General features: G+C 67.5%; 15 protein-coding genes. 2 read left to right on the forward strand and 13 right to left on the reverse strand.

Annotation, left to right across the window (positions count from 1 at the left end; genetic code table 11):
- Positions 1–100: 100 nt before the first annotated feature.
- A complete protein-coding gene (locus tag FHR20_RS14630) occupies positions 101–3,373 on the forward strand; it encodes a TonB-dependent receptor (RefSeq protein WP_167300295.1) in 3,273 nt (1,090 codons plus the stop codon).
- 250 nt (positions 3,374–3,623) lie between these two features.
- Positions 3,624–4,520, forward strand: coding sequence for a LysR substrate-binding domain-containing protein (locus tag FHR20_RS14635; RefSeq protein WP_167300296.1), 897 nt, complete (start codon positions 3,624–3,626; stop codon positions 4,518–4,520).
- A 15-nt stretch (positions 4,521–4,535) separates the two neighbouring features.
- Here FHR20_RS14635 and FHR20_RS14640 read toward each other — a convergent pair whose 3' ends face one another.
- The 13 genes from FHR20_RS14640 to FHR20_RS14700 all read right to left on the reverse strand — a co-directional run bounded on the left by FHR20_RS14640 (position 4,536) and on the right by FHR20_RS14700 (position 24,715).
- Complete coding sequence (locus FHR20_RS14640) at positions 4,536–5,243, reverse strand: pepsin/retropepsin-like aspartic protease family protein (protein ID WP_208413593.1); 708 nt, start codon at positions 5,241–5,243, stop codon at positions 4,536–4,538.
- Between the two features lie 66 nt (positions 5,244–5,309).
- The gene (locus FHR20_RS14645; protein ID WP_286712078.1) at positions 5,310–6,752 is read right to left on the reverse strand and encodes an efflux transporter outer membrane subunit; all 1,443 of its coding nucleotides are present in this window, start codon (positions 6,750–6,752) and stop codon (positions 5,310–5,312) included.
- On the reverse strand, positions 6,749–9,889 hold the full coding sequence (locus tag FHR20_RS14650; protein ID WP_167300298.1) for an efflux RND transporter permease subunit: 3,141 nt from the start codon (positions 9,887–9,889) through the stop codon (positions 6,749–6,751). The genes FHR20_RS14645 and FHR20_RS14650 overlap by 4 nt, the downstream gene beginning before the upstream one ends.
- A gap of 5 nt (positions 9,890–9,894) precedes the next feature.
- Positions 9,895–11,145 (reverse strand): efflux RND transporter periplasmic adaptor subunit, encoded by a 1,251-nt coding sequence (locus FHR20_RS14655; protein WP_167300299.1) that lies wholly within the window; start codon positions 11,143–11,145, stop codon positions 9,895–9,897.
- A 69-nt stretch (positions 11,146–11,214) separates the two neighbouring features.
- The gene (locus FHR20_RS14660; protein WP_167300300.1) at positions 11,215–12,585 is read right to left on the reverse strand and encodes a sensor histidine kinase; all 1,371 of its coding nucleotides are present in this window, start codon (positions 12,583–12,585) and stop codon (positions 11,215–11,217) included.
- Entirely contained in the window at positions 12,582–13,241 is a 660-nt protein-coding gene (locus FHR20_RS14665) for a response regulator transcription factor (RefSeq protein ID WP_167300301.1), read from the reverse strand. The genes FHR20_RS14660 and FHR20_RS14665 overlap by 4 nt, the downstream gene beginning before the upstream one ends.
- Before the next feature lie 82 nt (positions 13,242–13,323).
- The gene (locus FHR20_RS14670) at positions 13,324–15,936 is read right to left on the reverse strand and encodes a DEAD/DEAH box helicase family protein (protein WP_167300302.1); all 2,613 of its coding nucleotides are present in this window, start codon (positions 15,934–15,936) and stop codon (positions 13,324–13,326) included.
- A 148-nt stretch (positions 15,937–16,084) separates the two neighbouring features.
- Positions 16,085–18,511, reverse strand: a complete 2,427-nt coding sequence (locus FHR20_RS14675; RefSeq protein WP_167300303.1) for an MHYT domain-containing protein — start codon at positions 18,509–18,511, stop codon at positions 16,085–16,087.
- Positions 18,512–18,743: 232 nt separating this feature from the next.
- Positions 18,744–20,078, reverse strand: a complete 1,335-nt coding sequence (locus FHR20_RS14680) for a hypothetical protein (protein ID WP_167300304.1) — start codon at positions 20,076–20,078, stop codon at positions 18,744–18,746.
- Between the two features lie 3 nt (positions 20,079–20,081).
- A complete protein-coding gene (locus FHR20_RS14685) occupies positions 20,082–21,032 on the reverse strand; it encodes a hypothetical protein (protein ID WP_167300305.1) in 951 nt (316 codons plus the stop codon).
- A gap of 12 nt (positions 21,033–21,044) precedes the next feature.
- A complete protein-coding gene (locus FHR20_RS14690) occupies positions 21,045–22,211 on the reverse strand; it encodes a hypothetical protein (RefSeq protein ID WP_167300306.1) in 1,167 nt (388 codons plus the stop codon).
- Positions 22,212–22,280: 69 nt separating this feature from the next.
- On the reverse strand, positions 22,281–23,627 hold the full coding sequence (locus FHR20_RS14695) for a hypothetical protein (protein WP_167300307.1): 1,347 nt from the start codon (positions 23,625–23,627) through the stop codon (positions 22,281–22,283).
- Between the two features lie 29 nt (positions 23,628–23,656).
- Complete coding sequence (locus tag FHR20_RS14700; protein WP_167300308.1) at positions 23,657–24,715, reverse strand: hypothetical protein; 1,059 nt, start codon at positions 24,713–24,715, stop codon at positions 23,657–23,659.
- Positions 24,716–24,719 lie beyond the last annotated feature (4 nt).

Consider the following 24,719-nt stretch of genomic DNA (forward strand, 5'->3'; position numbering starts at 1 on the left):
GCCCTTCGGAATAAAGTCACGACGCGGTTACGGGTTCTCGAATTGCCTGCGTCCCTGAAATTGGCAGCCGATAACGGCGCCCATATAGGGGAGGATATCGATGGCACGTCGCTTCGGGCTGCGCGTGAGAATCGCGGCACTTGCCGGCTGCGCTTCACTATGGATTTCGATGCCGGCGGCGGCGCAGGGCAATCCCAGGACAAGCTTCGACATTCCCGCGCAGGATCTGGGCGCGGCCCTGAACCGGGCGGCGATCCAGAGCCACCGCGAGATCGAATTCAATGCGGACCTCGTCCGGTCGCGCAGGGCGCCTGCGGTGCGGGGAAGCTATTCCATCACCGAGGTGCTCGAGCGGCTGTTGACCGGATCCGGCCTGCGCGCCCGCACGACATCTTCGGGAGCGATCATCATCGAGCCCGTGCAGCAATCCAGCATCGGCATCGATGGCAGCGGCGGCGCGCAGGATCAGGCGGCCGAAGCGGACATCATCGTGACCGCGCAGAAAGTGCGCGAGAAGATGCAGGACGTCCCGATCGCCATTTCGGTCTTCACGGCCAAATCCCTGGACGACCAGAAGATTGAAGGCGGATCGGAGCTGCTGCGCGGAACGCCGAATGTCAGCTTCTCCAAGACCAATTTCGCCAGCTACAACTTCCAGATCCGCGGGATCGGTACGCAGGCGCTGTCGGTGACGACCGATCCGGCGGTCGCAATCAGCTTCAACGCGATGCCGCTCATTCGCAATCGCCTGTTCGAGCAGGAGTATTTCGACGTCGAACGGGTCGAGGTGCTGCGCGGCCCCCAGGGTACGCTATATGGCCGCAACGCCACTGCCGGCGTGGTCAACATGATTCCGATCCTCGCGGATCCCGGCCAGATGGCGGGATCGCTCAAGCTCGAGACGGGCAATTATTCGGCGATGCGGGCAAGCGGAATGCTCAATCTGCCCCTGACCGATGCCTTGGCGGTGCGCGTGGCGGGGGCGTGGACCTCTCGCGATGGCTATGACTACAACATGGTGACGCAACGCGGCGTCAACGGCCGAGATTTGTGGGGCGCGCGCGGATCGATCCTGTGGAAGCCGTCCTCCCGCTTCACCGCCAGCCTGGTCTGGGAGCATTTCCACGAGGACGATGATCGATCGCGGACGGGGAAGCAGCTTTGCCACAGCGATCCCAGCCCCGCCAATCTGGACGGCATTTCGATCTATCCGCAGAATCGCGGATATTTCAGCCAGGGCTGCAAGCCAGGCTCGCTCTATGACGACGCCGCGTTCGGGGTGCCCAATGGAGCCAGCCTGCCCAATGTGGCGGCGGCGAGCTCGAGCGTGTCCGGAGCGGTGGGATTCCAGGGCAATACGGGTACCGGGGTCTTCGCCATTCCATTCGCCACCGATCCCTTTGCCGGCGTGGTGCAATCGCGTGACCTGCGCGTGATCGGCACAACCTATGATCCGGTGTTCCGCGCGACGAACGACGTCGCGCAATTCAATCTCGAATTCAAGTTGAACGATGGATTGCGGTTCGTGTCCCAGGCGGGATGGTCTCGCGACGAATATTATTCGACGCAAGATTACAGCCGGTTTCCCTCGCAGCCGATCTTCACCAATACGGACCCAGCGAACGGCATAACCTATGCCGATTCCAATAACGTACGGATACCTGCCTATAATCTTCTACCGGACGGCGTCTGGTGCGACCCGCAGCTTGGATGCTCGAAAGGGTATCTGGCCGTCGATCTCAATCGATCCACAAGCAGCCAATGGTCTCAGGAGTTTCGCCTGCAATCCTCATTCGACGGCCCGATAAATTTCAACCTTGGGGCCAATTATCTGGATTTCAAGATCGATGAAGATTATTACGTATTCAATAATACGTTCTCGCTAGTCGGGACGATATTGTTCAACAAATCCGGCACGGCCGGGTCGAGGCCGGTGGATTCATGTCCGCAGAATGTGACCACGCTTCCCTATGTCGGTGCTGGTTACTCGTGCATGTATATCGATCCCAACCCCATCGGAAGCATCGACGGAAATGGGCATAATTATTTCCGAAGCCGCAATGTCGCGCATACGCAGTCCTGGGCAGGGTTCGGAGAACTCTATTGGAAGGCGGCCGATCGCCTGAAGATCACCGCCGGGCTGCGCTATACCCGCGACATCAAGACTACCACGCCCTATGCCACGCAGTTGCTGCTGACGCCCGGGCCCCTGGGCGGAGGCTATGTCAACAGCGGCTATCCGGCCTCTCCCGATATCAGGCAGAAATGGGGAGCGGTCACCGGGCGCTTCGTGGTCGATTGGAAGCCGCGTCTATCGTTCACCGACGACACCCTGCTCTATGCTTCCTATGCGAGAGGGTACAAGGCCGGCGGCACCAATTCGCCCGGCATCGGTTCCGATCCCGCCAATATCGGCTTTTTCCAAACCGACCCTCGCTTCCGGCCGGAATATATCAACGCGTTCGAAATCGGCACGAAGAACAACCTTGCCGGCGGCAGGCTGAGCCTCAACGCCACCGCATTCTATTACGACTACAAGGACTATCAGGTCTCCCAGATCATCGATCGCGCGACCAAGAACGAGAATTTCAACGCAACCAGCTACGGCCTCGAACTGGAATCGATCTGGCGGCCCACATCGCGGCTGAGCTTCAACGCCAATTTCGGCCTGCTGAAGACCCGCATCGGCAGCGGCATGCGCTCGATCGACGTTATGAATCGCACGCAGGGGCATGACGACTGGATTCTGGTCAAGCCATGGATCCAGACCGCGTCCAACTGCATCGCGCCCAAGGCGCTCGTCGAGAAATACCTTGCCGTAACGGCCGCCAATCCGCGCCGCTTCGCTTCCATATCCGACACGCGGATCACCGGATTCTGCCCGTACACCAACAACCTCGCCGCGGGCACCTTCACGCCCGGAAGCGCGGGATCCGTCCTGTACGGCGTCACCTACGACCCGCTTACCTATGCCGATGTCGGCCAGAATCAGGGGCGCGGTTTCTACGCCGATCTTTCGGGCAGGGAATTGCCCAATGCGCCGCACTGGACGTTCAACCTTGGCGGGCAGTACGCGCTTCCGATCGATGCCTGGAAGGCAACGCTTCGCGCCGATTACTATGCGCAGGGGGCAAGCTGGGCGCGGGTCTATAACGCCGTCAACGATCGCCTGCGCGGGTGGGACAATGTCAACCTCGCGCTCACCGTCGAGCGCCCGGCTTCCGGCCTCGCATTCCAGTTCTACGTCAAGAACGTCTTCAACAAGACCCCGATCACCGGCGCGTTCATCAATTCCGACGACAGCGGCCTGACCACCAATGTCTTCACGCTCGACCCGCGCATCTTCGGGTTCAGCATGGCCAAGCGGTTCTAGCGCCCGGAACGCCGCCCCGCCGGCCGCCGGCCGGGCGCGAGGACGCGCTTCAACGCTCCCCCGACCTTTCGGAGCAGGGCCTGCACGTCCTTGCCGAAGCGTCCGCGATGCTCAACCCAAGCGCGATCATACATCTCATCGATCATGGCTGCCTCCTGGCCTCGTACGACCGGGAGGGAGATGCGGATCTTCGGCGGCGGCTTCCAACAAAAGGATCGACTTGCCTTATCAAGAGGCTTTATCAAGCGCCATGCGACGGCTACCACCGCTTCCTGCAGTCCGGGCCTTTGAAGCAGTCGCGCGCAACGGCACCTTCACGGCGGCGGCGGCCGAACTGGGGATGACCCAGGCCGCCATCAGCTATCAGATCAGGATACTCGAGGAGCGGGTCGGCGAACCGCTTTTCTTTCGCCGGGGAAGGCGCGCCGAGCTGACCGCCGGCGGTGCTCGCGTCGCAGCGCGGCTGGCGACCGCCTTCGACGAGATCGAGATGGCGTTCGACGAACTGACCGGCGAGAGCGAGACGGTGCTGCGCATTGCCACGACGGCGAGCGTCGCGAACAACTGGCTCGCGCGGAACATCGGCTCCTTCCAAGCTGCGCATCCGGATATCGAGATCGAGCTCGAAGTCGGCAGCGCGGTGATCGACCTCGCGGAAGCCCGCATCGATGTTGCGATACGCACCGGCCGCGGCGACTGGCCGGGCCTGAAGGCCGAGCATCTGGCCATGGTGTCCTTCACGCCGATGTGCAGCCCGGCGCTACTCGAGGGGCGCCCCTTGCCGCTGGACGTCCGCGAGGCGCGGGACATGCGGAGGATCAGCCCGCAGGATCGATGGTGGCCGATATGGTTCCGGAGTGCCGGGGTGGAGGACATGGACGATGCCAGGCGCGGCGGGATTCGCATGGACTCGCAGGCAAGCGAAGGCCAGGCGGCAATGGCGGGGCATGGACTTGCGCTGATGACCCCGATGCTCTGGAGTTCCGAACTCGCGAGCGGTCGCCTCGTGCGTCCCTTCACCCATGTGGCCGATGAGGGCACTGCCTATTGGCTCGCCTATGCGGAAAACCGCAGGCATGCCCGCAAGGTCGCTCGCTTCCGCGACTGGGTCGTCCCGGCGTTTCGCGCCACGATGGACTCTCTCTAGATCGGCCAGGTCGAATCAGGCGCCGTTTCGTATCCGGTGGCTGCGGCCGGTCTCTCCTCCCGCGCGGGAGCCGCGCGGGTCGATCCAGAATAGTCGATGCGGCAGATCGAGCATGACGCGACGGCCATCAAAGGCCCCGAGGCCGAGGACGACCGGGGCGCGCGCATCTGCCGGGGCCGCGCGCACCACGTCGGAGATCGAAAGGGTCGTCGTACCCACGGCAAGGACAAGGGGGGCGCCGCCGTTCGCCGATGACGGAAGGCCGATCGTCGCGCCGCGCGGATCGGACAGTCGCAGCGTCGCGGCAACCGGCTTTCCGCCGACGCTGGCCGGGAAGGTCCAGCTTCCATCCGGGCCGGGCGTCAAGTCGACCGCGATCAGGCGCCGGGTCGCGCGCGCATATTCATAGGGCAGCACCATCCGGATCTGGCGGCTTCGGAAATCCAGATCAAAGACATGGCCTTCGAGAATGTCGCGGCCGATGCGGAAATCGCCTCCCGCTTCCGGTCGCGAAGGCGCGACGGCCAGGGCTTCGACGGGAAAGGTCCCGCCCGACATCGCGATCGTCATCGGGCGGCCGCGCCGCAACATGCTGCCGGCGCCATGGGGTGCGCCACGCCCGTCGACCTGGTCCGCGATGCGCGCGCTTACGGTTGAGGATTCGGAACCCGGGTCGATCCTGGCTTGCAGCCGATGTCCCTCGATCGAGGCCGAGACCAGCAATCCCGTCGCCGCGATCACGAACTTCGCGCCTATTGCGCCGATCACGCCGCCCATTGCATCCTCCTCCTATCGCGCGTCCTGCGTGCTGCCGCCGAGTGCGAGGTACAGCGCCGCCACGTCGCCGAACCGGGTAGCGCGGGCGTCGACAAGGGCGATCGCGGTCTGGCTCCGGGTCGCGGTCGCATTCAGGAGAGCGAGCGTGCCGACCTGTCCAAGGCGGAGTTGATAGGCGAGATATCCGAGATTCTCGGCCGCCGCCCCATCCGCCTTCTCGGCCGCGGCCAGGGCTGCCGCATCGGCATGCAGCGCGGTCAGGGCATCGGCCACGTCACCGAATGCGCCAAGGACCGCGGCACGATATTGCGCCTTGGCCCCGTCGAGCGCGGCCTCGGCCGCCCTTTGCTGCTGGCGAAGCGCGCCGCCATGGAAAAGGGGCTGGGTGATGCCGCCGATCAGGGACCAGAACGGGTTGCCGCCCCTGAACATGTCGCCGAAGCGCGAGGCCTGGCCGCCCGCCGACGCGCTCAGGCTGATCGACGGCAGGCGAGCCGCGATGGCGACGCCGACATCGGCGCTTGCCGCATGCAGGGATGCCTCGGCGGCACGCACGTCGGGGCGCTGGCGGACCAATAGGGACGGCAGGGAAACGGGCAGCGTCGCGGGCAGCGCCAGCGTGTCGAGATCGGGCGTCGCCGGAAGCGGCTCGGCAGGCTCGCGCCCGAGCAGGATCGACAGTGCCGAGCGCTGATGGCCCAGTGCCTTGATCAGCGCCGGCAGCGCACCTTCCGCTTGGGCCAGCACCGCGACCTGGGCCGCGACATCCGCCTTTCCGATGGCGCCGGCATCCTGCTGGACGCGCAGCAGGGCCAGCACCTCGCGACTGGCCTTGATGCTCGCCTCGGTGGCCGCGATCTTCTCGCGCAGCGCCGCTTCCTCGATCGCGGCGAGGACGGTGTTGGCCGCCACGGCCGCCCGGGCGGCTTCGAGCCGGAAGGCGGAGGCCTCGGCCGTCGCGCGGGCGGATTCGACCCGCCGCCTCGCCCCGCCGAACAGGTCGAGCGGATAGGAAATGTTCAACGTCGTGGTGTGCAGGCCGTAGAGGAAGACGCCAGGCTCCGACAGCGGATCGGAGAGCGACTCCGATGCCCGGGTGCGCGATGCCTGATAGCCGATATCGGCCTCGGGCAGGCGGCTTCCCGCGGCCGCCGCCGCCTGCGCGCGCGCCTGGCGCAGGTTGGCGTCGGCGATCGCCACATCGGTGTTCGCCGCGAGCGCCATGTCGACCAGGCGGTTCAGCGCCGGATTGCCGAATTGCGTCCACCAGCGCGCCGGCAGCTCCGCACCCATCGCCAGCGCCTCGCCGGGCGTGCTTGCCGTCGCGGGAATCTCCGCGGGCGGCGCGACGGGGGTATAGGCCGAGCTGGACGGTGCCGCAGGCGGCGTGAAGGACGGGCCGACGGTACAGCCCGACAGCAGGGCGACGGCCACCATTGCGGGATACGGCTTCACGCGGATGCCTCCCCTTCGCCGACGAGGATGGGCTTGTGCCGCGAGAACAGGTCGACCAGCACGGGCAGCACCAGCAGGATCAGCAGCGGCGCGAGAATCATCCCGCCGACCACCACGATCGCCAGCGGCTTCTGCACCTGGCTGCCGATGCCGCTGGAAAAGGCGGCCGGAACCAGGCCGATCGCGGCGACCAGGCAGGTCATGACCACCGGCCGCAGGCTCTGGCTGCATGCCCGCGCCAGCGCCTGCGCGCGCGCCATGCCTTCGTCGATCGCCTGGTTGAAGGCAGTCAGGACGATGATCCCGTCCATCACCGAGACGCCGAGCAGCGCGACGAAGCCGATCGCGGCGGAGATGCTGAACGCCGTGCCGGTCAGTACCAGGGCCAGCACCCCGCCGATCAGCGCCATCGGCATCACCGAGGCGGCGAGCAGCATGTCGATCGCCGAGCCGAAGTTCAGGAAGAGCAGCAGCAGGATGAGCCCGAGGCTGATCGGCACCACCAGCTTCAGCCGCGATACCGCATTCTCGAGATTGCCGAGCTCGCCGGCCCATTCGAGATGATAGCCGGGCGGGAGCTTGACCTGCTGGGCCACGGCCTGCTGCGCCTCGCTCACCGCGCCGCCCAGGTCGCGCCCGCGCACTGCGAACTTGATCGGAACATAGCGTTCCTGATGCTCGCGATAGACGAAGGAGGGGCCGGTGGTCAGCTTCACTTCGGCGACTTCCGAAAGCGGCACCTGCACCACCGCGCCATTGGCGCCCGGCGCGCCGACGGTGATCCGGCGGATGCTCTCCAGGCTGTCGCGCTGCCCGGGCTGCAGGCGCACGACGATCGGGAAGTGCCGGTCGGTGGCGCGCTCGTACAGGTCGCCGGCCTCCTCGCCGCCGATCGCGGCGCGGACCACCTGGTTGATGTCCTCCGGGGTCAGGCCGTAGCGCGCCGCCCTGTCGCGGTCGGGCACCACCTGGACGGTCGGCTGGCCGAGCAGCTCGAACATGCCGAGATCGGCGATGCCCGGCACCTTGGCCATCACTGCCTCGATCTGCTTGCCCGTCCTTTCCAGCGTCGCGAGATCGGGGCCGAACAGCTTGATCGAGTTCGCTCCCTTCACGCCCGAGGCGGCCTCCTCGACATTGTCCTGGATATATTGCGAGAAGGCGAACTCGACGCCGGGGAAGCGATCGCTCAGCCGTTTCTGCATATCGGCGGTCAGCTTGGCCTTGGTCATCCCGTGCGGCCATTGGTCGCTCGGCTTCAGCGGCGTGAAGAATTCGGCGTTGAAGAAGCCGGTCGCGTCGGTGCCGTCGTCGGGGCGGCCATGCTGCGACACCACGGTCTGCACTTCGGGATAGGAGCGGATGATCCGGCGCGCCTCGTTGACCACCTTCTGCCCCTCCTCGAGCGAGACCGAGGCCGGCATGGTGGCGCGTATCCACATGTTGCCTTCCTCCAGCTTGGGGAGGAACTCGACGCCGAGCGTGAAGGTGGTGGCGCCGGCCGCGATCACCAGCGCACCGGCGCCGCCGAGCGTCAGCACCCGATTGGCGATCGCGAAGCGCACCGCCGGCTCGTAGATGCCGCGCAGCTTGCGCACGATCCAGGTCTCGACTTCGCTCAGCCGGTCGGGGAGCAGCAGCGCGGCAAGCACCGGCGAGACCGTGAAGGTGGCGATCAGCCCGCCGGCGATGGCATAGGCATAGGTCTTCGCCATGGGCCCGAAGATATGGCCCTCGACGCCGGAGAGCGTGAACAGCGGGATGAAGCTGGCGATGATGATCGCGGCGGCGAAGAAGATGCCGCGATTGACTTCGCCCGCGCCGTTCAGGATCGCGGACAGCCGGTTGCCGGGCGTATAATGCCCGTTGCCCCGCGCGACGGCATGGCTGCGCTCGACCAGGTGGCGATAGATGTTCTCGACCATGATCACGGTCGCGTCGACGATCAGCCCGAAATCGAGCGCGCCGACCGACAACAGGTTCGCCGACTCGCCCTGGACGGTGAGGATCAGCACCGCGAAGCAGAGCGCGAAGGGAATCGTCGTCGCCACGATCAGCGCCGAGCGCAGATTCCCCAGGAACAGCCATTGCAGAAGGAAGATGAGGAGGATGCCCTCGATCATGTTGCGGATGACGGTGCTGGTCGTCAGCGCGATCAGGCCGGACCGGTCGTAGATCCGCTCGAGCTTGACGCCGGGCGGCAGGATGCCGGACGCGTTGATGTCCTGGACCGCGTTCTCGACCGCCTTGATCGTCGGGCTCGACTGCGCGCCGCGATACATCAGCACGGTGCCCTGGACGATGTCGTCGTCCCGGTCCTGCCCGGCGATGCCGAGCCGCGGCTGGTTGCCGACCTTGACGGTCGCCACGTCGCCCAGCCTGACCGGCGCGCTGCCATGCGTGCCGACCAGCACCCGGTTGATGTCGTCGACCGAGTGGATCAGCGCGACGCCGCGCACGATCGCGTTCTGCGGCCCGAACGTCACCGTCTGCCCGCCGACATTCGCGTTGCTCTTGCCGAGCGCGTCGATCACGTTGGCGGCGGTGACGCCTTCGGCGACCAGCTTGTCGTTGTCGATGACGACTTCGTAGGTGCGCGTCTTGCCGCCCCAGCCGGTCACGTCGATCACGCCCGGCACCGCCTTGATCCGGCGCTCGACCACCCAGTCCTGGATCGTCTTCAGGTCCATCACCGAATAGCCCGGCGGCCCGACGACGCGGTAGCGATAGATTTCGCCGATCGGGCTGACCGGCGAAATGCCGGGCTGTACGCCGGCCGGGAGCCCGTCGATCTGGTTCAGCCGGTTGATCACCTGCTGCTGCGCCTGCTCGAACGTATAGTCGTAGCTGAACTGGATCTTCACGTCGCTCAGGCCGAACAACGAGATGGTGCGGACCGACGTGATGTGCGGGATGCCCGCCATCGCCACTTCGATCGGGATCGTGATGTTGCGCTCGATCTCCTCGCCCGAGATGCCGGGATTCTGCGTGACGATCTCTACCGCGGGGGGCACCGGATCGGGATAGGCTTCGATATTGAGCCTGAGGAAGGCGAAGCCGCCCGTGGCGATCATCGCGACGAGCAGCAGGACCATGAGCACGCGCTGATGCAGCGCGAAGGCGACCAGGCGGTTCATCGCGATCAGCCCGGAATGCCGGCTTCGTTGACGAAGATGGCGCCCTTGGTGACGATCCGCTCGCCGGGGCGGAGCCCCGCGGTGATCCGGATCGTGCCGTCGCCCGGGCCCTCCGCCACGGCCACGTTGCGGGCGACGAGGCGTCGGCCGGGCTGGGCGACCCAGACGCGGGCATTGTCGCCTTCGCGGATGACGGCTTCCGCGGGGACGACGAGCGCGGTGCCGGGCGCGGCCCTTGCCGGTGCGGCGATGGCGAAGCTTGCGAACATCTGGGGCTTGAGCACGCCGTCGGGATTGGCGATGACGGCGCGGACCGGCAGGCGATGGGTATTCGGATCGAGCGCGGACCCGATCATCCGCACCTGCGCGGTGAAGTGCCGGCCCGGAGCGGCCGGGGTCGTCACCGTCACCTGATCGCCGACGCGGACCCGGCTCGCATCGCTCTCGGCAACTTGCGCCACCAGCCATACGGAGGCGGGATCGGTGATCACCAGCGCCGGCCCCTCCGAAGCCGCGCCGAGATACTGGCCGGCGCTGATCGCGCGATTGGCGACGATCCCGCCGATCGGCGCGCGCACGATCGCATTTCCGGCCAGCCCGCCCCGGGCGATACGCGCGATGTCCCCCGCCGTGCCGCCCTGGATCGCGATCTGGTTGCGCGCCACGACATAGGCGGCATCGGCGGTGCGCATCGCCGCCTGCGCGGCGACCAGCTCGCTCTTCGCCTGCTGATAGTCGCGCAGCGCGCCGCCGCCATTCCGGTAGATCAGTTCCTCGCGCTGGGCATTGCCCTGGGCGATGCCGAGCTGGGCGCGCGCGGTGTCGCGCTGGGCGGCGGCCGCGACCAGGCTGTTGGCGCCCTGCGCCCGCTCGGTCGATCGGATTTCGAACAGCGGCTGGCCATGGGCGACGCGTTGCCCGGCTTCGACGAACACGCGAGTCACCTGGCCGGTCAGCGGCGGCAGCACCGGCGTGGAACGGTCTTCATCGACCGAGATGGTGCCGGTCGCGCGCACAGTCGCGCCATCCGCCGCCGTTCCCACCGCGCGGATCTCCATGGCGGCATATTGATCCGGGGTCGCCTGGAATATCCCCGGTTCGCCCGGTGTCTCCGCCGGATCGGGATCCTGCCGGTGCAGCAGCGACGCCAGCACGATCGCGGCCAGCAGGATCGCCGCGCCGGCCAGCACATAGGCGATCTGCCGCCTGCGGGGCAGCGCTTCCGGCGATGGCGCGGGCGGGACGGTTTCGGTCAAGGCAACCTCGAACGGCAGGAGAAGCGCCGCCGATAGATCGCGAAGCTGATGCGAAACTGAAGGCGGCGGTCAATCCGGCAGGAAAATCGTCGCCCGCAGCCCCGGGCCGTCGTCCCGGTTCTCGAGCAGCAGTTCGCCGCCCAGCACCGTCACCGCCCGCCGGGCGATTGCCAGGCCCAGCCCCCCGCCGGGGCGGGAATCGCCGTCCCGGCCCGCCGCTCCCGACAGGCGTTCGGGATCCATGCCCGGGCCGCGATCGCGCACGACCAGCGCCGTCCTCCCGCCAACGGAGCGGATCTCGACATCGATCGTCCCGCCGCTTGCCGCATGCTCCACGGCATTGTCGATGATCGTCGCCAGTGCCACCCGCAACGGCGTCGGGTCGGTCGAGGCGATTGCCACTGCGGGGGCCGTCAGCGAGAAATCGGCACCGGCCCGCGCCGCGAACAGTGCGCGATCCGCGATGACTTCGCCCGCCAGTTCGCGCAGATCGACCCGTTCGCGCGTGAGCGTCGCCGCGTCGAGCCGGGCGAGCTGCAGCATCTGGGTGATCGTGTCGCTGCCGCGATCCACGCTTTCCAGCAGATCGGAAAGCGCCGCATGCTCCTCGGATTCGGGCGGCGCCCGCCGCAGCAGCAGTTGCGCCCGTACCTTCAGCGCGGCAAGCGGCGTGCGCAACTGATGCGCGGCCTGATCGGCAAAGGCCTGTTCATGCTCGATCGCGGCCCGCACCCGTTCGAGCAGGCCGTTCAGCGCGGCAATGATCGGCGCCAGGTCGCTCGGCATGGCAGGGAGGTGGAGCGCCTCCAATTCGGCCGCGGACCGGTTGGCGAGCGTCGCGCTGAGCTGCTGCACCGCCGACAGCCCGCGCCGCAAGGTGAGCCATAGCAGCACCGCGCTGCCGAGGATCAGAAGCATGATCGGTATCGCCAGCTGCTCGCCGACGCGCAGGATCAGCCCGCCGCGCACCTGCATCGGTTCGGCCACCACGATCAGCAGCCGTTGCTCCGGAACCGCCAGGCCATAGCTGCGCCATCTGGCGTCGCCGACGTCGAAGGTGCGAAATCCGGGCGTCGCGGCCACGCCCTTCTCGACATCGCTTCGCGTCGGCCGCACCGCCGGAATGCCGAAATGGAAGACGGCGAACTGGCGCCAGGCGGCCGAGGCCCGGAACGCGCTGAGATCCTCTTCGCTGAGCAGCCTCCGATAGGGCGTATCGTGGTTCGTCCGCGACTTGGGGTCCTCCGCGGTGAATTCCTCGCGCATGAGCAGATGCAGCACATGGGTCGCGGTGATCAGCTGCTGGTCCGCGCGCTGGTTGATATCGGCGCGCACGATCGCGAAGAGCACCCCGGCCATCAGCATTCCCGTCACTGCGACCAGGAGCAGGGTGCGGACATAGAGGGCGCCGGTAAGGGAGCTGCCGATCGCCCCCTTCATTTCGCGACCATGTAGCCGAGCCCGCGGGCGGTGACGATGAAGTCCTTGTCCAGCTTGCGCCGCAGCGCCGAGATGGCCACCTCCACCGTATTGCTCTCGATATACTGATCCTGGTCGTACAGCGCCGCTTCGAGTTCCGCCTTGCTGACGAAGCGGCCGGCCCGGCGCATGAGGAGCGCGGCTATCCGGAATTCCTTGGCGGTCAGCGCGACCGGCCGGTCGCGTAGCCGGACGGTGCGTCCTCCGAGGTCGAGCGCCACGTCGCGCGCGACGAGAAGATCGGATCCCCGTCCGTCGCGCCGCCGCAGCTGCGCGCGCACGCGCGCGGCCAGCTCGTCGATATCCAGCGGCTTGACCAGATAATCGTCGGCACCGGCATCCAGCCCCGCAACGCGCTGGGTGATCCGGTCCTGCGCGGTGATGACGATGACCGGGACGAGCCGGTTCTTGTCCCGAAGTTCGCGGAGCACCGCCAGCCCCGCGATGTCGGGAAGGCCGAGGTCCAGCAGGATGACGCCATAGGCTTCGCTGCGGCACGCCAGCAATGCCTCTTCGCCGGTCCTGGCCCAATCGACTGCATGGCCGGCGTCTTCCAGCGCGGCCCGCATGCCTCGGCCCAGGGGGGCGTCATCTTCGACGAGGAGTAGGCGCGCCATGATCCTTGTTTCGTTGCTACGTCGTTCCGGACCCTAGCGCGGCATGTCGGACCAATCCAGGTCGGCAGGAAAGCCCGCTGCGCTACATCCACACCGAGCGCCGTTGGAAGGCGCGCTGCATCCCTCCGGCAAAGGACTGGACCCGCGCCCGAAGCAGCGCGCGACGCCCCTCCTGCGTCCGCGCGAAGAGCAGGCGCGAGCTTCCGACCCGCCGACGCCATTCGCCCAGAAAATGCTCGGCGAGTTCCTTGCGCACGCCAAGCGATGCGGGGACCGCATGATAGTCCATGCGTGATCTGCCCCATAGCGCGCTTCTGCGGACCAGGAGGTAGCGCGGGTTCTGAATGGGGCCGAGCAGTTCGGCGAGCGCATCGAGGAAAACGCGTTCCTCGGCCCTGGTCGCGCCATCGATGATCACTTCGCAATGCCCGGACAGCGATCGCCGCACGAGGATCTCGTAATCGGTCTCGTCGCGCCCCAGGGCGCCGGCATGGCACAGGCTGGCGCATAGCGCCCTGCCGACTTGCGCCAGGCTGCGCTCCAATGTGCCGTTGCGCCGCCAGAGCCGTGCCGCAAGCGCGAGCTTGGGCAGGGCATAGACAAATGTCGCGCCGAAGAAGAGCATTGCCAGCGTGGCCGCGCCACCCAGATGCGCAAACTGGCGCACGACCCCGGCGGCGGAGAGGGCGCCGCCGCTGATCCCCGACAGTATCAACGCCTGCAAGGTGTCGGCCCAGGCGAGTTGGCGCGGCGCGTAACGCGCCTCGGCGACGCACCGGACATGGCTGCGGGACGTCGCATCGCCAAGCGAGACGCGCCACTTGTCGGCGACCCGGGCGCGATCGCGGGCGGATGCGAACGACGCGGCATTCCGCTGGTCCGGCCCATCCAGGGCATCCAGCCCGAGCCGGCCGATCCCGTTCTCGATCATGCGGCCCTCCCCGTTCGAGATGCCCTCGAACGCATCGAACCTGCGCACCAGCGCGATCATGTCGCTCTCTTCCGAGAAATTCTGGCCCGATCCTCGCGGCGCGACGGTCGCGAGGTGCCAGATTGCCGCGACCTTGCCCGGCTGGTCGGGATCGATGCGGATCGCACGCCCCCGCATCTGGTTGGACAGCATATAGGAGCCGGCATTGCTCGCGAGGATCAGGCTGTTGATCGCGGGTGCGTCCCATCCTTCTCCCAGCAATGCCTGGGTGCCGATCAGCACCCGGATCACGCCGCGCTGGAACAGGCGCGTCACCAGCAGCACTGCCGGCTGCGTCTCACCGCCGCCGAACTCCAGCGCGACATGGCCGGGGCATCCGGGCAGTGCGCGTCGGCGGATGCGCGCCAAGTCGATGCGTGCCGCCGTCGCTTCCGCCTCAAGCGCTATGTCCGCGGCGATCGGAAGGATGACCAGCGTTCCGGTCAGAACCGCCAGGCCGTTCTCCACCAGGCCTGCGCGACGCAATGTCTCGAAGATCGGAGCGACGCCCAGCTTCGCCGGAACGAAGGACGCATCGGCGCGTGGCGGCAATTCATCCGCGCGAACCCGGTCGGAAAGAATGACGAGGCGGAGCCCATCGCCCATGGCGACCGCTTCGGCGCGCACGATGGCGGCGATGCTGCCGAGCTTGGCGACGCTGCCGGCCATGGCCGTGAAGACCGGCTTGCTCTCGTCGAGCGTTACCCGCCCGTTCTGCACCGCACCCAGCGTGTTGAGGACGCGGCGCAGCTCGGCGCAACGCGCATCGCCGAGCTGAACCTTGCTACGCGGTTCGTTGAGCAGGCCGTCGAACAGCCGTTCGAGCCAGGCTGCGCTGAGCGGCGGCAATTCCGCGTCGCCTACGCCGAGCAGCCGGGTCGCCGCGCGCGGGATCGCATGTCCCGCAGCCTGCAGGAAGATCATCAGCGCGGTGAGATGGTCCGGCCGCTCGAACAGCTCTGCCTCGTGCGCCTCGGGTTCGACCAGCCAGGGATGTGCGGCAAGGCACGCGACCAGCTCGGCATCGCCCAGAAGGCCTGCGACAAGGGCTGTGATCGCCGCCCGTCGCTCGAGCAATATCGTCAGTTCGTCCTGGTTCGGCACCGAGAAATGAACATGATCCTGATGTGGGCAGAGATCGCCGTTGCGGACCAGCTCAGGCACCGAGATCTCGCTGTCGATCGGCCCGCAAAGCGCCGCATAGCGGTTCCATTCGGAAAGCGGTGCGTCATAGGGCGGTGTCGCGGTAAGTGCGATCAGCACCGTTCCCTTCAACCGGTCGCGCAGCGCGAACAGCGCGCTCCACCATTCGCGGCGCAGATGATGCGCTTCATCGACGATCAGCGTCAGCGGCCCCTGGCGCTCCAGCGCCACGATCAGCGCGTCGAACCGATCTTCGCCCATGGCATATATGGCATGGAGCGCCTGATAGGTCGCGATCGTCATGGTCGCGGGCGTCTCGATGTCGGATGAGATATGAGCATCCCAGCCATGGCGATCGTCGAGAAACCACGGAAACAGCCGCTCGCGCCATTGATCGCGGATGGTGATGCTGGGAGACAGGATCAGTGCGGGCCGCCCGATCTGCCGCATCGCCTCCAATCCGAGCACCGTCTTGCCGGATCCCGGCGCGGCGACGATGTGCAACCGCCCGTCGGCAAGATGCCGGTCCATCTCGGCGAGCACGCGCGCCTGATAGTCGCGCCAGGTCCCTTTGAACAGCATCTTGCCGAGCATCGACCCAGTAGAAAGCGAGCATATGCGCCAGCGTCAACCGGATCGTTGCAACCCGATCGAACCTGCCGCTCGGCGCGATCGCGCAAAGGGGGCATCGCGCGCACCCCCGAGGTCCGGACGGGCCGGCGCGCAAGGATCAGCGGCTGCGAACGGCGTCCCCCAGCGCCTTTAGCAGCTCGTCCATATGAAAGGGCTTGCGCAGGATCGCCGTCGATCCCTGGATCGCCTCGATCGCTCCGACATCCGGAAAACCGCTCGCGAACACGATCGGAAGCCCCGGCCTGCGGCGGCGGATCTCGCTGGCGACTTCCGCGCCATTCATTCCGGGCATTGCGAAATCGAGCAGCAGCACGTCCGGCGCCGCCTCCTCGAGCAGGGCCAGGGCGGCGGGTCCGTCGGCGGCACTGGTCACGACATGCCCCGATGCTTCCAGCGCAGCGGCGAACACGACCCGCAGATCCGGATCGTCGTCCACCAGCAATATCCGAACGCTCCTGCCCAGAGCGGCTGCGACTTCCGGCTCGCCCTGTTCGATCGGCATCGGTGCGCGATCCGTACAGGGCAGGAGCACGCGGACCTCGGTTCCCTGCGCGAGCACGCTGTCGATGCGCACCGTGCCGCCCGCCTGACGCACGCTGCCATAGATCTGCGCCAGGCCGAGGCCGGTGCCCTTCCCTACCGGCTTGGTGGTGAAGAAGGGCTCCATCGCCCGCCGCAGCGTCATTTCGTCCATGCCGGTGCCCGTGTCCGCGAAGGCGATCTCGACATAGTCGCCATCCCGCATCTCGGGATCGCCGGCGATCGTGCGCAGCGCGGTCGAAATGGTCAGCCGCCCACCGTCCGGCATCGCATCGCGCGCATTGATCGCCAGGTTGAGCGCCATCATCTCAACCTGGGTCGGATCGGCCATGACCGGTGCCGGCGAGGGATCGAAACGCAGTTCGAGAGCGATCATCGGGCCCAGCGTTCGGCGCAGCAGGTCGGCCAGCGCTTCGATCACGTCACGCATCAATATGGGTTGCAGCTGGATGTCCTGCGAACGGGAGAAGGCAAGCAGCTGCGCGGTGAGCCTCGAGCCCCGTTCGGCGGCCTGCAACCCGGCTTCGGAGAAATGCCGAACCTTGTCGGGCTCATGCATGCGGCGGCGGATCAGCTCGAAGGCGCCCACTACCGCACCCAGCACATTGTTGAAGTCGTGCGAAAGGCCGGCAACCAGCTGCCCGACCGCTTCCATCTTCTGGCTCTGGAGCAAGGCTTCCTGGGCGCGGCGCAGCTCCATCGAACGGGCCTCGACACGCGCCTCGAGAGTCGCGTTGAGCTCGCGCAGCTGATCCTCGACCGCGGCACGCTCCGTCACCAGGCGGGTACGTTCGGCAATCTCCTCCATGAAGGCGATCTCGTCCTGCCGCCAACGCCGCGGATGGCGATCGTTGAGATAGACGATGGTGCGCAGGCGCCCGTCGCGAAGGAACGGCACGACCAGGATCGAGCGCGTGTCGACCTTGCGCGCGGTGTCGCGGGTATGCAGTTCGTCGCTCAGCGCCGCTTCCAGCAGGTCGTCGATCACGACGGTCTCGCCCCTGCCGAGTGCGGCCACGATCTTGATCCCGAAAGCGGCGGCCGGCAGCCGGCCGAGGAGCGGCGGCACGGCTCCATCCGTCCAGCAGACGTCATAGTCGAACAGCTTCTCGGCCGGATCCAGCCTCCCATAGCCGGTACGGGCGACGCCGAAATGCTTCCCCATCAGCGCCGCGACCTGGTGCAGCGCCTCATCGGTATCGCGCTCCCGCAGGATGTCCGCGATCTCGAGGCGAAGCGCGCTCCGCGCCTCGCGCCTCGAAAAGCCCTGGAAGAGCCGTTCCAGCGTCGCGGCACCCAGCGCGAGCAGCAGGATCAGGACGGTGATGGCGGCGATGGCGCCCGCGAGATAGGCTTGCCCGACGCTCGGCAGCCCGTCGCCCAGTTCGGCGTGCGCGCTCACCGTGAACACTGCGCCGCGCATGCCGGAATAGTGCATGCCCGCTATGGCGAACCCCATCAGGATCGCGGCGGCGATGCGATGGCTCATCTTGCGGTCGCGGGATGCGAGCCACACCGCGGCGGTGGCGGCGCCAAGGGCAATCAGAACCGAGATGCCGAACCAGAGGGGTTCATAGCTGAGCGTCGCGGGCATCCGCATGGCGGCCATGCCGACATAGTGCATCGCGAGCACGCCCGAGCCGATCAGCAGGCCGGTGGCGACGATCCTTCCCTGGGATACCGACTGCCAGTTCAAGGTGGCGAAGCCGACGCCGGTGAACCCGAGCGCGAGCGCAAGGGAAAGCAAGGTGAGCCCGAAGTCATAGCTCATCCGCATGCCCGGCATGTGGAAGGCCAGCATGGCGACGAAATGCATCGACCAGATGCCACCGCCCAATGCCGCCGCCGCGGCCGAAATCCATACGCGTCGCGTCCAGCCCGTGGAGGATCGGATGCGGCTCGCCAGGCTGAGCGCAGTGAAAGACGCGAAGATCGCAATCAGAATCGACAGCATCACCAGAAAGGCATCATGGCTGCCGGTCATAATCATGATCTGCTAAATTCCACGCCGCAGGAATTCTTGCAATCGGCAGGACATTGATTTTCATGTCCGAAGTATTTGGTCTGGCCCATTATGCGACGTCGCATCGGGAAAATACAGATGAAGAAACCCGGGCCGATGCTGTCTGACGATCGCCGGTGCGATGCGCGTTGCCAACAACCGCGACGGCAACCCCTCGCGCTCGTGCCGGAGGGTCGGCCGCCCGGCCCTCGCCTCAATGCGCGGGTGCCGCGGCCGCGGGCGGGTTTGCAGCGGCCCCGCCACCGGCCGGTGGCGGGGCGCTGGATCCGCCGGACGCGCCTGCCGCCGGCGCCGCGGGAGCCGGTGCGGCGCCGCGCGGCGTGACGGGCGCCAGGGCCGGTGCGGTCACCGTCTGCGCCGGCGCCAGGCCCGTTCCGCCGCTGGCCGCGGCCGGTGGATTCGCGGCCCCGCCAGCGGTGATGCGCGCACGATCGGTCTCGGCCGCGATCTGTGCCTCGCGCTCGGGGTTGAGCGTGTTCAGCCGCAGCCGTTCGACTGTGTTCTGCGATGCGATCCGGTCGAGCGGCACCTGGTCGGTGCGGAAATGCAGTTCGACCGAGCTGTCGAGATCGGCCGAGACGTTGGTGCTCTCGTTGGTGGTCACGTCGTCGGTCCGCACATAGCCGATGGTCGAATTGACCGATGCCGACGCGCTCCAGAATCCGAACCCGCCCGATGCGCTGGCGGCGAGCGAGGTGCGGGTGTCGAAGCCGCTATGCTCCTGCTCGCGCGCGGCCGACTGGGCGTCGATATGGAAGCGCATCGACGCGGCGATCCTGCCGGAATCGATGACGATGCGTTGCATGCCCATCTGCACCATCGTCGCCAGCATCTGCTGGCGGTTGCGCGCCAGCGAGCTGCGCACGAAGGGGATCAGCTCCTGGGCGCCGGTGCCGGGGATCGCGGCGTCGGGCTCGAGGTTGAGCGCCGCGCGCACGGCATCGATCGTCGGCGGTGCGCCCGCCGGGATCAGCCGGATCGGATCGGGTACGTCCTCGGGGTCCGGCACGTCGCGCGGATCGGGCGGTTCGGGCTCCTCGATGCGGAAGCTCTGGGGAAATTGCTCGGCGAGCCAGCGCTTGGCGGGATCGTCGCTCGATCCGCCGGTCGAGGCGAAGCCGTCGAGCGACTGCGAGACGCCGCGGACGAGTTCGATATATTGCCGGAGCTGCTGCTGGTTGGTGTCGACCATCGCGCGGAAGATGCCGTTGATCAGTTCGGCGACGAAGCGCGGGAAGCTGATCGCGCGCAGGACGGCATGGGTGGTGCCCGCGACGCCCGCGACGGCGGTGCCCGAGACATGATCGCCGGCGTTCATCCCGGCAGCGAGCGCGGCGGGTTTCCGCGGCGCGACGCCGGCCCTCGCTTCGGCCTCGAACAGTTGCGCGGCGTGCGCGATCCGCACCAGCGCATTGGCGATCTCGTGGCGGTCACGCGCGTCGAGATCGTCGAAGCCGCTGGCCGCGGTGAGCGAATCGCGGATCGCGCCGCGCACCGCCGGCGAAGGGGTGGCGAGCGCCGCCGCCACGGCTCAGCTCCCCAGGTCGCGCCAGCTGGTGCTCGCGCCGCCGGGAGCGGATGGGGGATTGGGCGCCGGGGGGGCGCTGCCCTGCCCGCGCACGATCGACAGCGTCTCGTCGACCCAGTCGACTGCGGAATCGACGACGGGATCGCTGGCCTGGACCAGATTGCCGCCGGCGGTCTCGATCGTGTCGACATGCTCGGCGAGCCAGGCGAGCACGGCCATGCCGGCGCGGCCCCGGCGCAGCAGCGTGAGCGTCGGCCGTGGCGTGCGGCGGAACTTGCGGTCGATCGCGCCGACCGCGTCCCACAGGGTACGGGCATGCAGCAGCGCGCGCACCTGCGCATTGTTGAGGAGGGCGATGGCCTGGGAAAGCGTGTCGAGGATCTGGCGCGCGAGCATCAGCACCATGCCGCTCGCCGCGCCGGAGACATTCTCCGCGACCTGGATCGCGGCCTGGCGGGCGCGTCCCTGGCTGCCGCCGTCCGCGGCCTTCATGATCGCATCGCACAGGTTGAGCAGCAGCTCCTCGAAATCGCCATTGGCGCGGGCGCTGGCATCCTCCGGGCCGGTCGGCGCACCGAATAATCGCCCGAACAGCGACAGCCGCTCGGCTTCGCTGGGCCGCTGGTTCCGGCCCTGCCAGAAGCGTTCGATCGCGGGGGCCGCATCGCCGATGTCGCCGTCGAGCGCGCCGGTGCGCATCAGCCGAGTGAAGTCGTCCGCCGCCTGGATCAGGCCCGCCATCTCCAGCGTCGAGGCGAGATAGAGGCTGGCGATGGCGCGCACCTGCATGGCATCGGCACGCGCGGCGGGCGGCAGTTCGATATCGCCCAGCTCGGCGAGCATCGTCGCATGCGCATGGACGGCGAGGAGCAGCCGCTCGGCATCGTCGACGGCGCGGATCAGCCCATGCGGCAGGGGCGGCCGGGCTTCGAGCGCAAGGGCAAGGCTGGTCATGTGCTGCATCGCTCAAGGCCCCGCCGGCACGGGCGTGGGTGTGGGCGTGGCAGCGCCGGGTGCCGCCGGCCGGGTGCCGCCGCGCGGCGAGGGCGGTATCGAATTGCCCTGGATTGCGCCGATCATCTCGGGCGTGGCCATCTTCTCGAGCGGCAGATAGTCGGACTTGAAGTTCACCCGCACTTCGCCCTGCATCTTGGCCGCAAGCTCGAGCTTGGACTCGCTGGTCTCGTCGACGCTGGTGCTGACGGTGGCGACATGCGACTGCTCGTTGACGTTCACCGAGCCGCCGCCAAAACCCAGGAAGCTGCCGCCGAACGCACTGACGTTGCGGTTGCGGCTCGACTGGCGGTCATAGGCGGCGGCGCGATAGTCGCGCTTGGCTTCGTCGGTGGCGCGCATGTCGAACTTCACCTTGGCGGTGATGGATCCGTCGGTGACCACGATCCGGTTTATGCCGAGCATCACCATCGAAGCGAGCAGCTGCTGGCGCGACTTGGCCATCACGATGCGCGCGGCATTGACGAACGCGGCCTCCGTCTCTTCCTCGCTCAGGTCGGTGGGGGCGGGCCCCGCCATGCCCAGGGTCGCGTGGATCTCGCCGAGCGCGGCCTCCTCGTCCTCGCCGGTGACGCGCAGCTTCGTCTTGCCGCCGTCCGCGTCGACATCGAGCGCCAGCAGGTCGGGGAAACGGTCGACCATATAGTCGCGGCCCTGCCCCATGCCGATATTCTCGGCCATATATTCCTCGGCGGTCTTGGCCACCGCGGCGATCAGTTCGGCATAGGCGCGCATCTGCTCGATCGTGGTTTCGACGATCGACTTGAAGACATTGTTGATCAGCCCGCCGACGAACGCGGGGAAATCGACATTGTGGACGAGGTTGGTGAATTGCTGCGTGCCCTGGGCCGCGGCGCCGGCGACGAAATCCTTCCCCGCGAAGCCCGGCGACCTGGAGAGGTTCTGCCGGGTCTGCTCGTTGGCATCCGCCATGCCGCGTGCCGGCGCGGTCGCCGCCTGCTCCACCACGCCGGCGGGATCGTCGATATAGGCGAGGACCTTCACCATGTCGTTGGCGAGCTTCGTCTGCTCGGCCGCGCCCAGCATCGCAAAGGCGGGGATGCCGGTGAGCATCGCCTGGACCCTGGGGCGCACCCGCGCGATTGCCGCGGGGGTCATGCCGCCCGGCCCGCCATGGAGCGGCGGCGATTGCGGCTGCGGATCGGAAGGGAGCGGCGGGGCCATGGTTCAGGCACGGGCCGGCGCGGGGGCGGAGGCAGGCGCGGGCGCCGGTGCCGGCGCGGGTGCCGCGGCGGCGGGCGCGGGCCCCGGCGTGTATTGCGGCTTGTTGTGATCGACCGGCTTGGAGCGCATCTGGATCGCCGCGATCATCTCGGGCGTCGCCATCTTCTCGAGCGGCAGATAGTCGCTCTTGAAATTCACGTCGACGGTGCCGGCCAGGCTGGCCTTGGCGGTGATCTGGTCGACGCTCTGGTCGCTCGCCACCGCCTGGGCGGTCATCACCGGCTTCTGCGAATATTTGTACTTGCCCTTGGTATAGTAATCGGAGTCGTAATTGCCCGTGTAGGTGCTCTTCCCGCTTTCATAGCTGTTGTTATAGTCTCCCTTGCTCTTGCCGCTGCGCTCGCTTTCGCCTTCGCCGTCGGTAGTGACCGCAAGGTTGCCCGAGGCGTCGCGCGCATAGTCGCGCGCCATGGCGGTGCGCGAAAGCGTGCGCTGGCTCGACGCGTTGAAGTCGTAGAGGATCTTCGCCTGGATCTTGCCGTTGGTGACGACGATCCGCGACAGGCCCATCATCACCATGGTGGCGAGCAGCTGCTGGCGCGAAGTGGCGATCTGGCCGCGCGCGGCCTTGATCAGCGTCTCCTGCACTTCGGGATCGGTGACGTCGATCGAGTCGATCTCCTTGTCGGCATAGCTGCCCAGCGCATCGCGCACGTTCGACAGCCCGGCATCGAGGTCCGCGCCGTCCTTGACGCGCAGCTGGGGCGCTCCACCGGAAAAGGAGTCGGCGCCGATGTCGAACAGATCGGGGAACTGCTCGCAGAGCTGGTCCTTGCCGTCGTTCGACGTCGTGTTGTCGTCCCGGAACTGGTTCAGGGATTTGGACACGTCGGAGACCATCTTCGAATAGGCCTCCATCTGCTGGATGTTCGAGGTGATGATCGAGTTGAACACGCCGTCGATCAGCCCCGAGACGAATTCGACGAAGTTCACCTGGCGCATGAACTCGCCCGCCGCCTGGGCGCCGGCCATCAGCGAGCCGGCGGAGAATTGCTCCTTGCCGATATCGTCGACCGCCTGCTTGTCGGACTCCCACTGCTCCTGCCCCGTCGGCCCTTGCGCCATCGGCTGCGCGGTGACCGACTGGGCCCCCGCCTCGGCCTTGCCGACCAGCGCGTCGGCGATCAGCGCGGTATCGCGCGCCACCTGCATCTGGGTATCGGGGGGCAGCTGGTGGAAGGACGGCGTCGCGGCGAGCATCTCGCGCACCTTGGCGCGCACTTCGGGCCGCGGCGTTCCCTCGGCCGGCGCCACGGGCCCGGGGGCGGCGATTTGGGCGGGAGCGTTCATTTCTCGGTCCTTGACTGGCCGGCCGCGATTCAGGCGGCGACGGGAACGGGCGGCGCGGCGCTTACCAGCGAGGCGGCGGGGGTGATCTCGAACTCCACCGGGCGCAGATAGAGCTTCACCCTGGGCGGCCCGCCGGGGCCGACGCGGATGCCGAGGATGGTGAAGCGGCCGGGCCAGATATCGTCGGCGGGCGTGAATGCCTCGAGGAAGCGCTCCAGCGCCGCCAGCTCGCGCGGCCGCTCGCGCAGGTTCATGGTCAGCAGCTGGAGGAAATTGGGCGGCACGTCCGGGATCGCATCGAGCATGATCTGCAGGTCGAGCTCCACGCCCTGGGGGCTGCGCCCGAAGGCCACGAGGGCGGCGCCGTCGGGCACGTCGAACCGGCCGCCCAGCGCGACGCCGACGATCTGCAGGATGCTCGCCAGCCGCTCGCCCAGGCCCAGCTCGTCCAGCATCGGCCGCATGTCGGCGATGCGGAAGCGGTTGGTGAGCAGGAAGGTGATCCATTGGCTGCCATAGTCGCGCCCCGCCACCAGCGTGGTGAAAACCGGGCGCAGGCCCGGCATCGCCGCCATCGCCTGGCCGATCAGCCGGGCGAGCGCCGGATTCACTTCGGTCATCGGATTGCTGCCGCCGCCCTCATAGGTGACGGTGGCGCTCTCCAGCCCGTTCTGGTCGAAGCTCGATCCGAAGAATGCGCCGTAGCGCAGGCCCCCGGAGCGAGTGAGGCTGCGATGGCTCTCGCTCGCGCCGTCGAACCAGTACAGCGCCTCGCGGCCGAAATTGTCGCCCACCAGCCGCCGCATCTCGCGGCTGGCCATGTCGCGCCGCTCGCATCCCGATGCCTCGGGGCCGAGCGGCTCGAGATGGAAGGCGAGCGCGCGGCTCTGGTTCGATCCGAACACCGGTTCTATCGGCGCGGCGCCCGGCACCAGCGCGTTGGCGGCATAGCGCGGATCGCCGAGGGGCAGGGGAAAGCTGTCCTCCAGCATCCGCCCGACAAAGCCCATCGGATTGGCGGTGCGCAGCTTGCGCGAGGCGCTGACCAGCCGCCCCTTCACCTGCGTGCTGAGTGGTTCGTAGCCCATGGCC

Source organism: Sphingomonas leidyi (assembly GCF_011761945.1).
Lineage (GTDB): Bacteria > Pseudomonadota > Alphaproteobacteria > Sphingomonadales > Sphingomonadaceae > Sphingomonas > Sphingomonas leidyi.

Coding starts and splice junctions, on each gene's coding strand:
- FHR20_RS14630 (WP_167300295.1), top strand. CDS start 101: ATGGCACGTCGCTTCGGGCTGCGCGTGAGAATCGCGGCACTTGCCGGC.
- FHR20_RS14700 (WP_167300308.1), bottom strand. CDS start 24,715: ATGGGCTACGAACCACTCAGCACGCAGGTGAAGGGGCGGCTGGTCAGC.
- FHR20_RS14665 (WP_167300301.1), bottom strand. CDS start 13,241: ATGGCGCGCCTACTCCTCGTCGAAGATGACGCCCCCCTGGGCCGAGGC.
- FHR20_RS14670 (WP_167300302.1), bottom strand. CDS start 15,936: ATGCTGTTCAAAGGGACCTGGCGCGACTATCAGGCGCGCGTGCTCGCC.
- FHR20_RS14660 (WP_167300300.1), bottom strand. CDS start 12,585: ATGAAGGGGGCGATCGGCAGCTCCCTTACCGGCGCCCTCTATGTCCGC.
- FHR20_RS14650 (WP_167300298.1), bottom strand. CDS start 9,889: ATGAACCGCCTGGTCGCCTTCGCGCTGCATCAGCGCGTGCTCATGGTC.
- FHR20_RS14635 (WP_167300296.1), top strand. CDS start 3,624: ATGCGACGGCTACCACCGCTTCCTGCAGTCCGGGCCTTTGAAGCAGTC.
- FHR20_RS14675 (WP_167300303.1), bottom strand. CDS start 18,511: ATGACCGGCAGCCATGATGCCTTTCTGGTGATGCTGTCGATTCTGATT.
- FHR20_RS14685 (WP_167300305.1), bottom strand. CDS start 21,032: ATGACCAGCCTTGCCCTTGCGCTCGAAGCCCGGCCGCCCCTGCCGCAT.
- FHR20_RS14690 (WP_167300306.1), bottom strand. CDS start 22,211: ATGACCCCCGCGGCAATCGCGCGGGTGCGCCCCAGGGTCCAGGCGATG.
- FHR20_RS14695 (WP_167300307.1), bottom strand. CDS start 23,627: ATGAACGCTCCCGCCCAAATCGCCGCCCCCGGGCCCGTGGCGCCGGCC.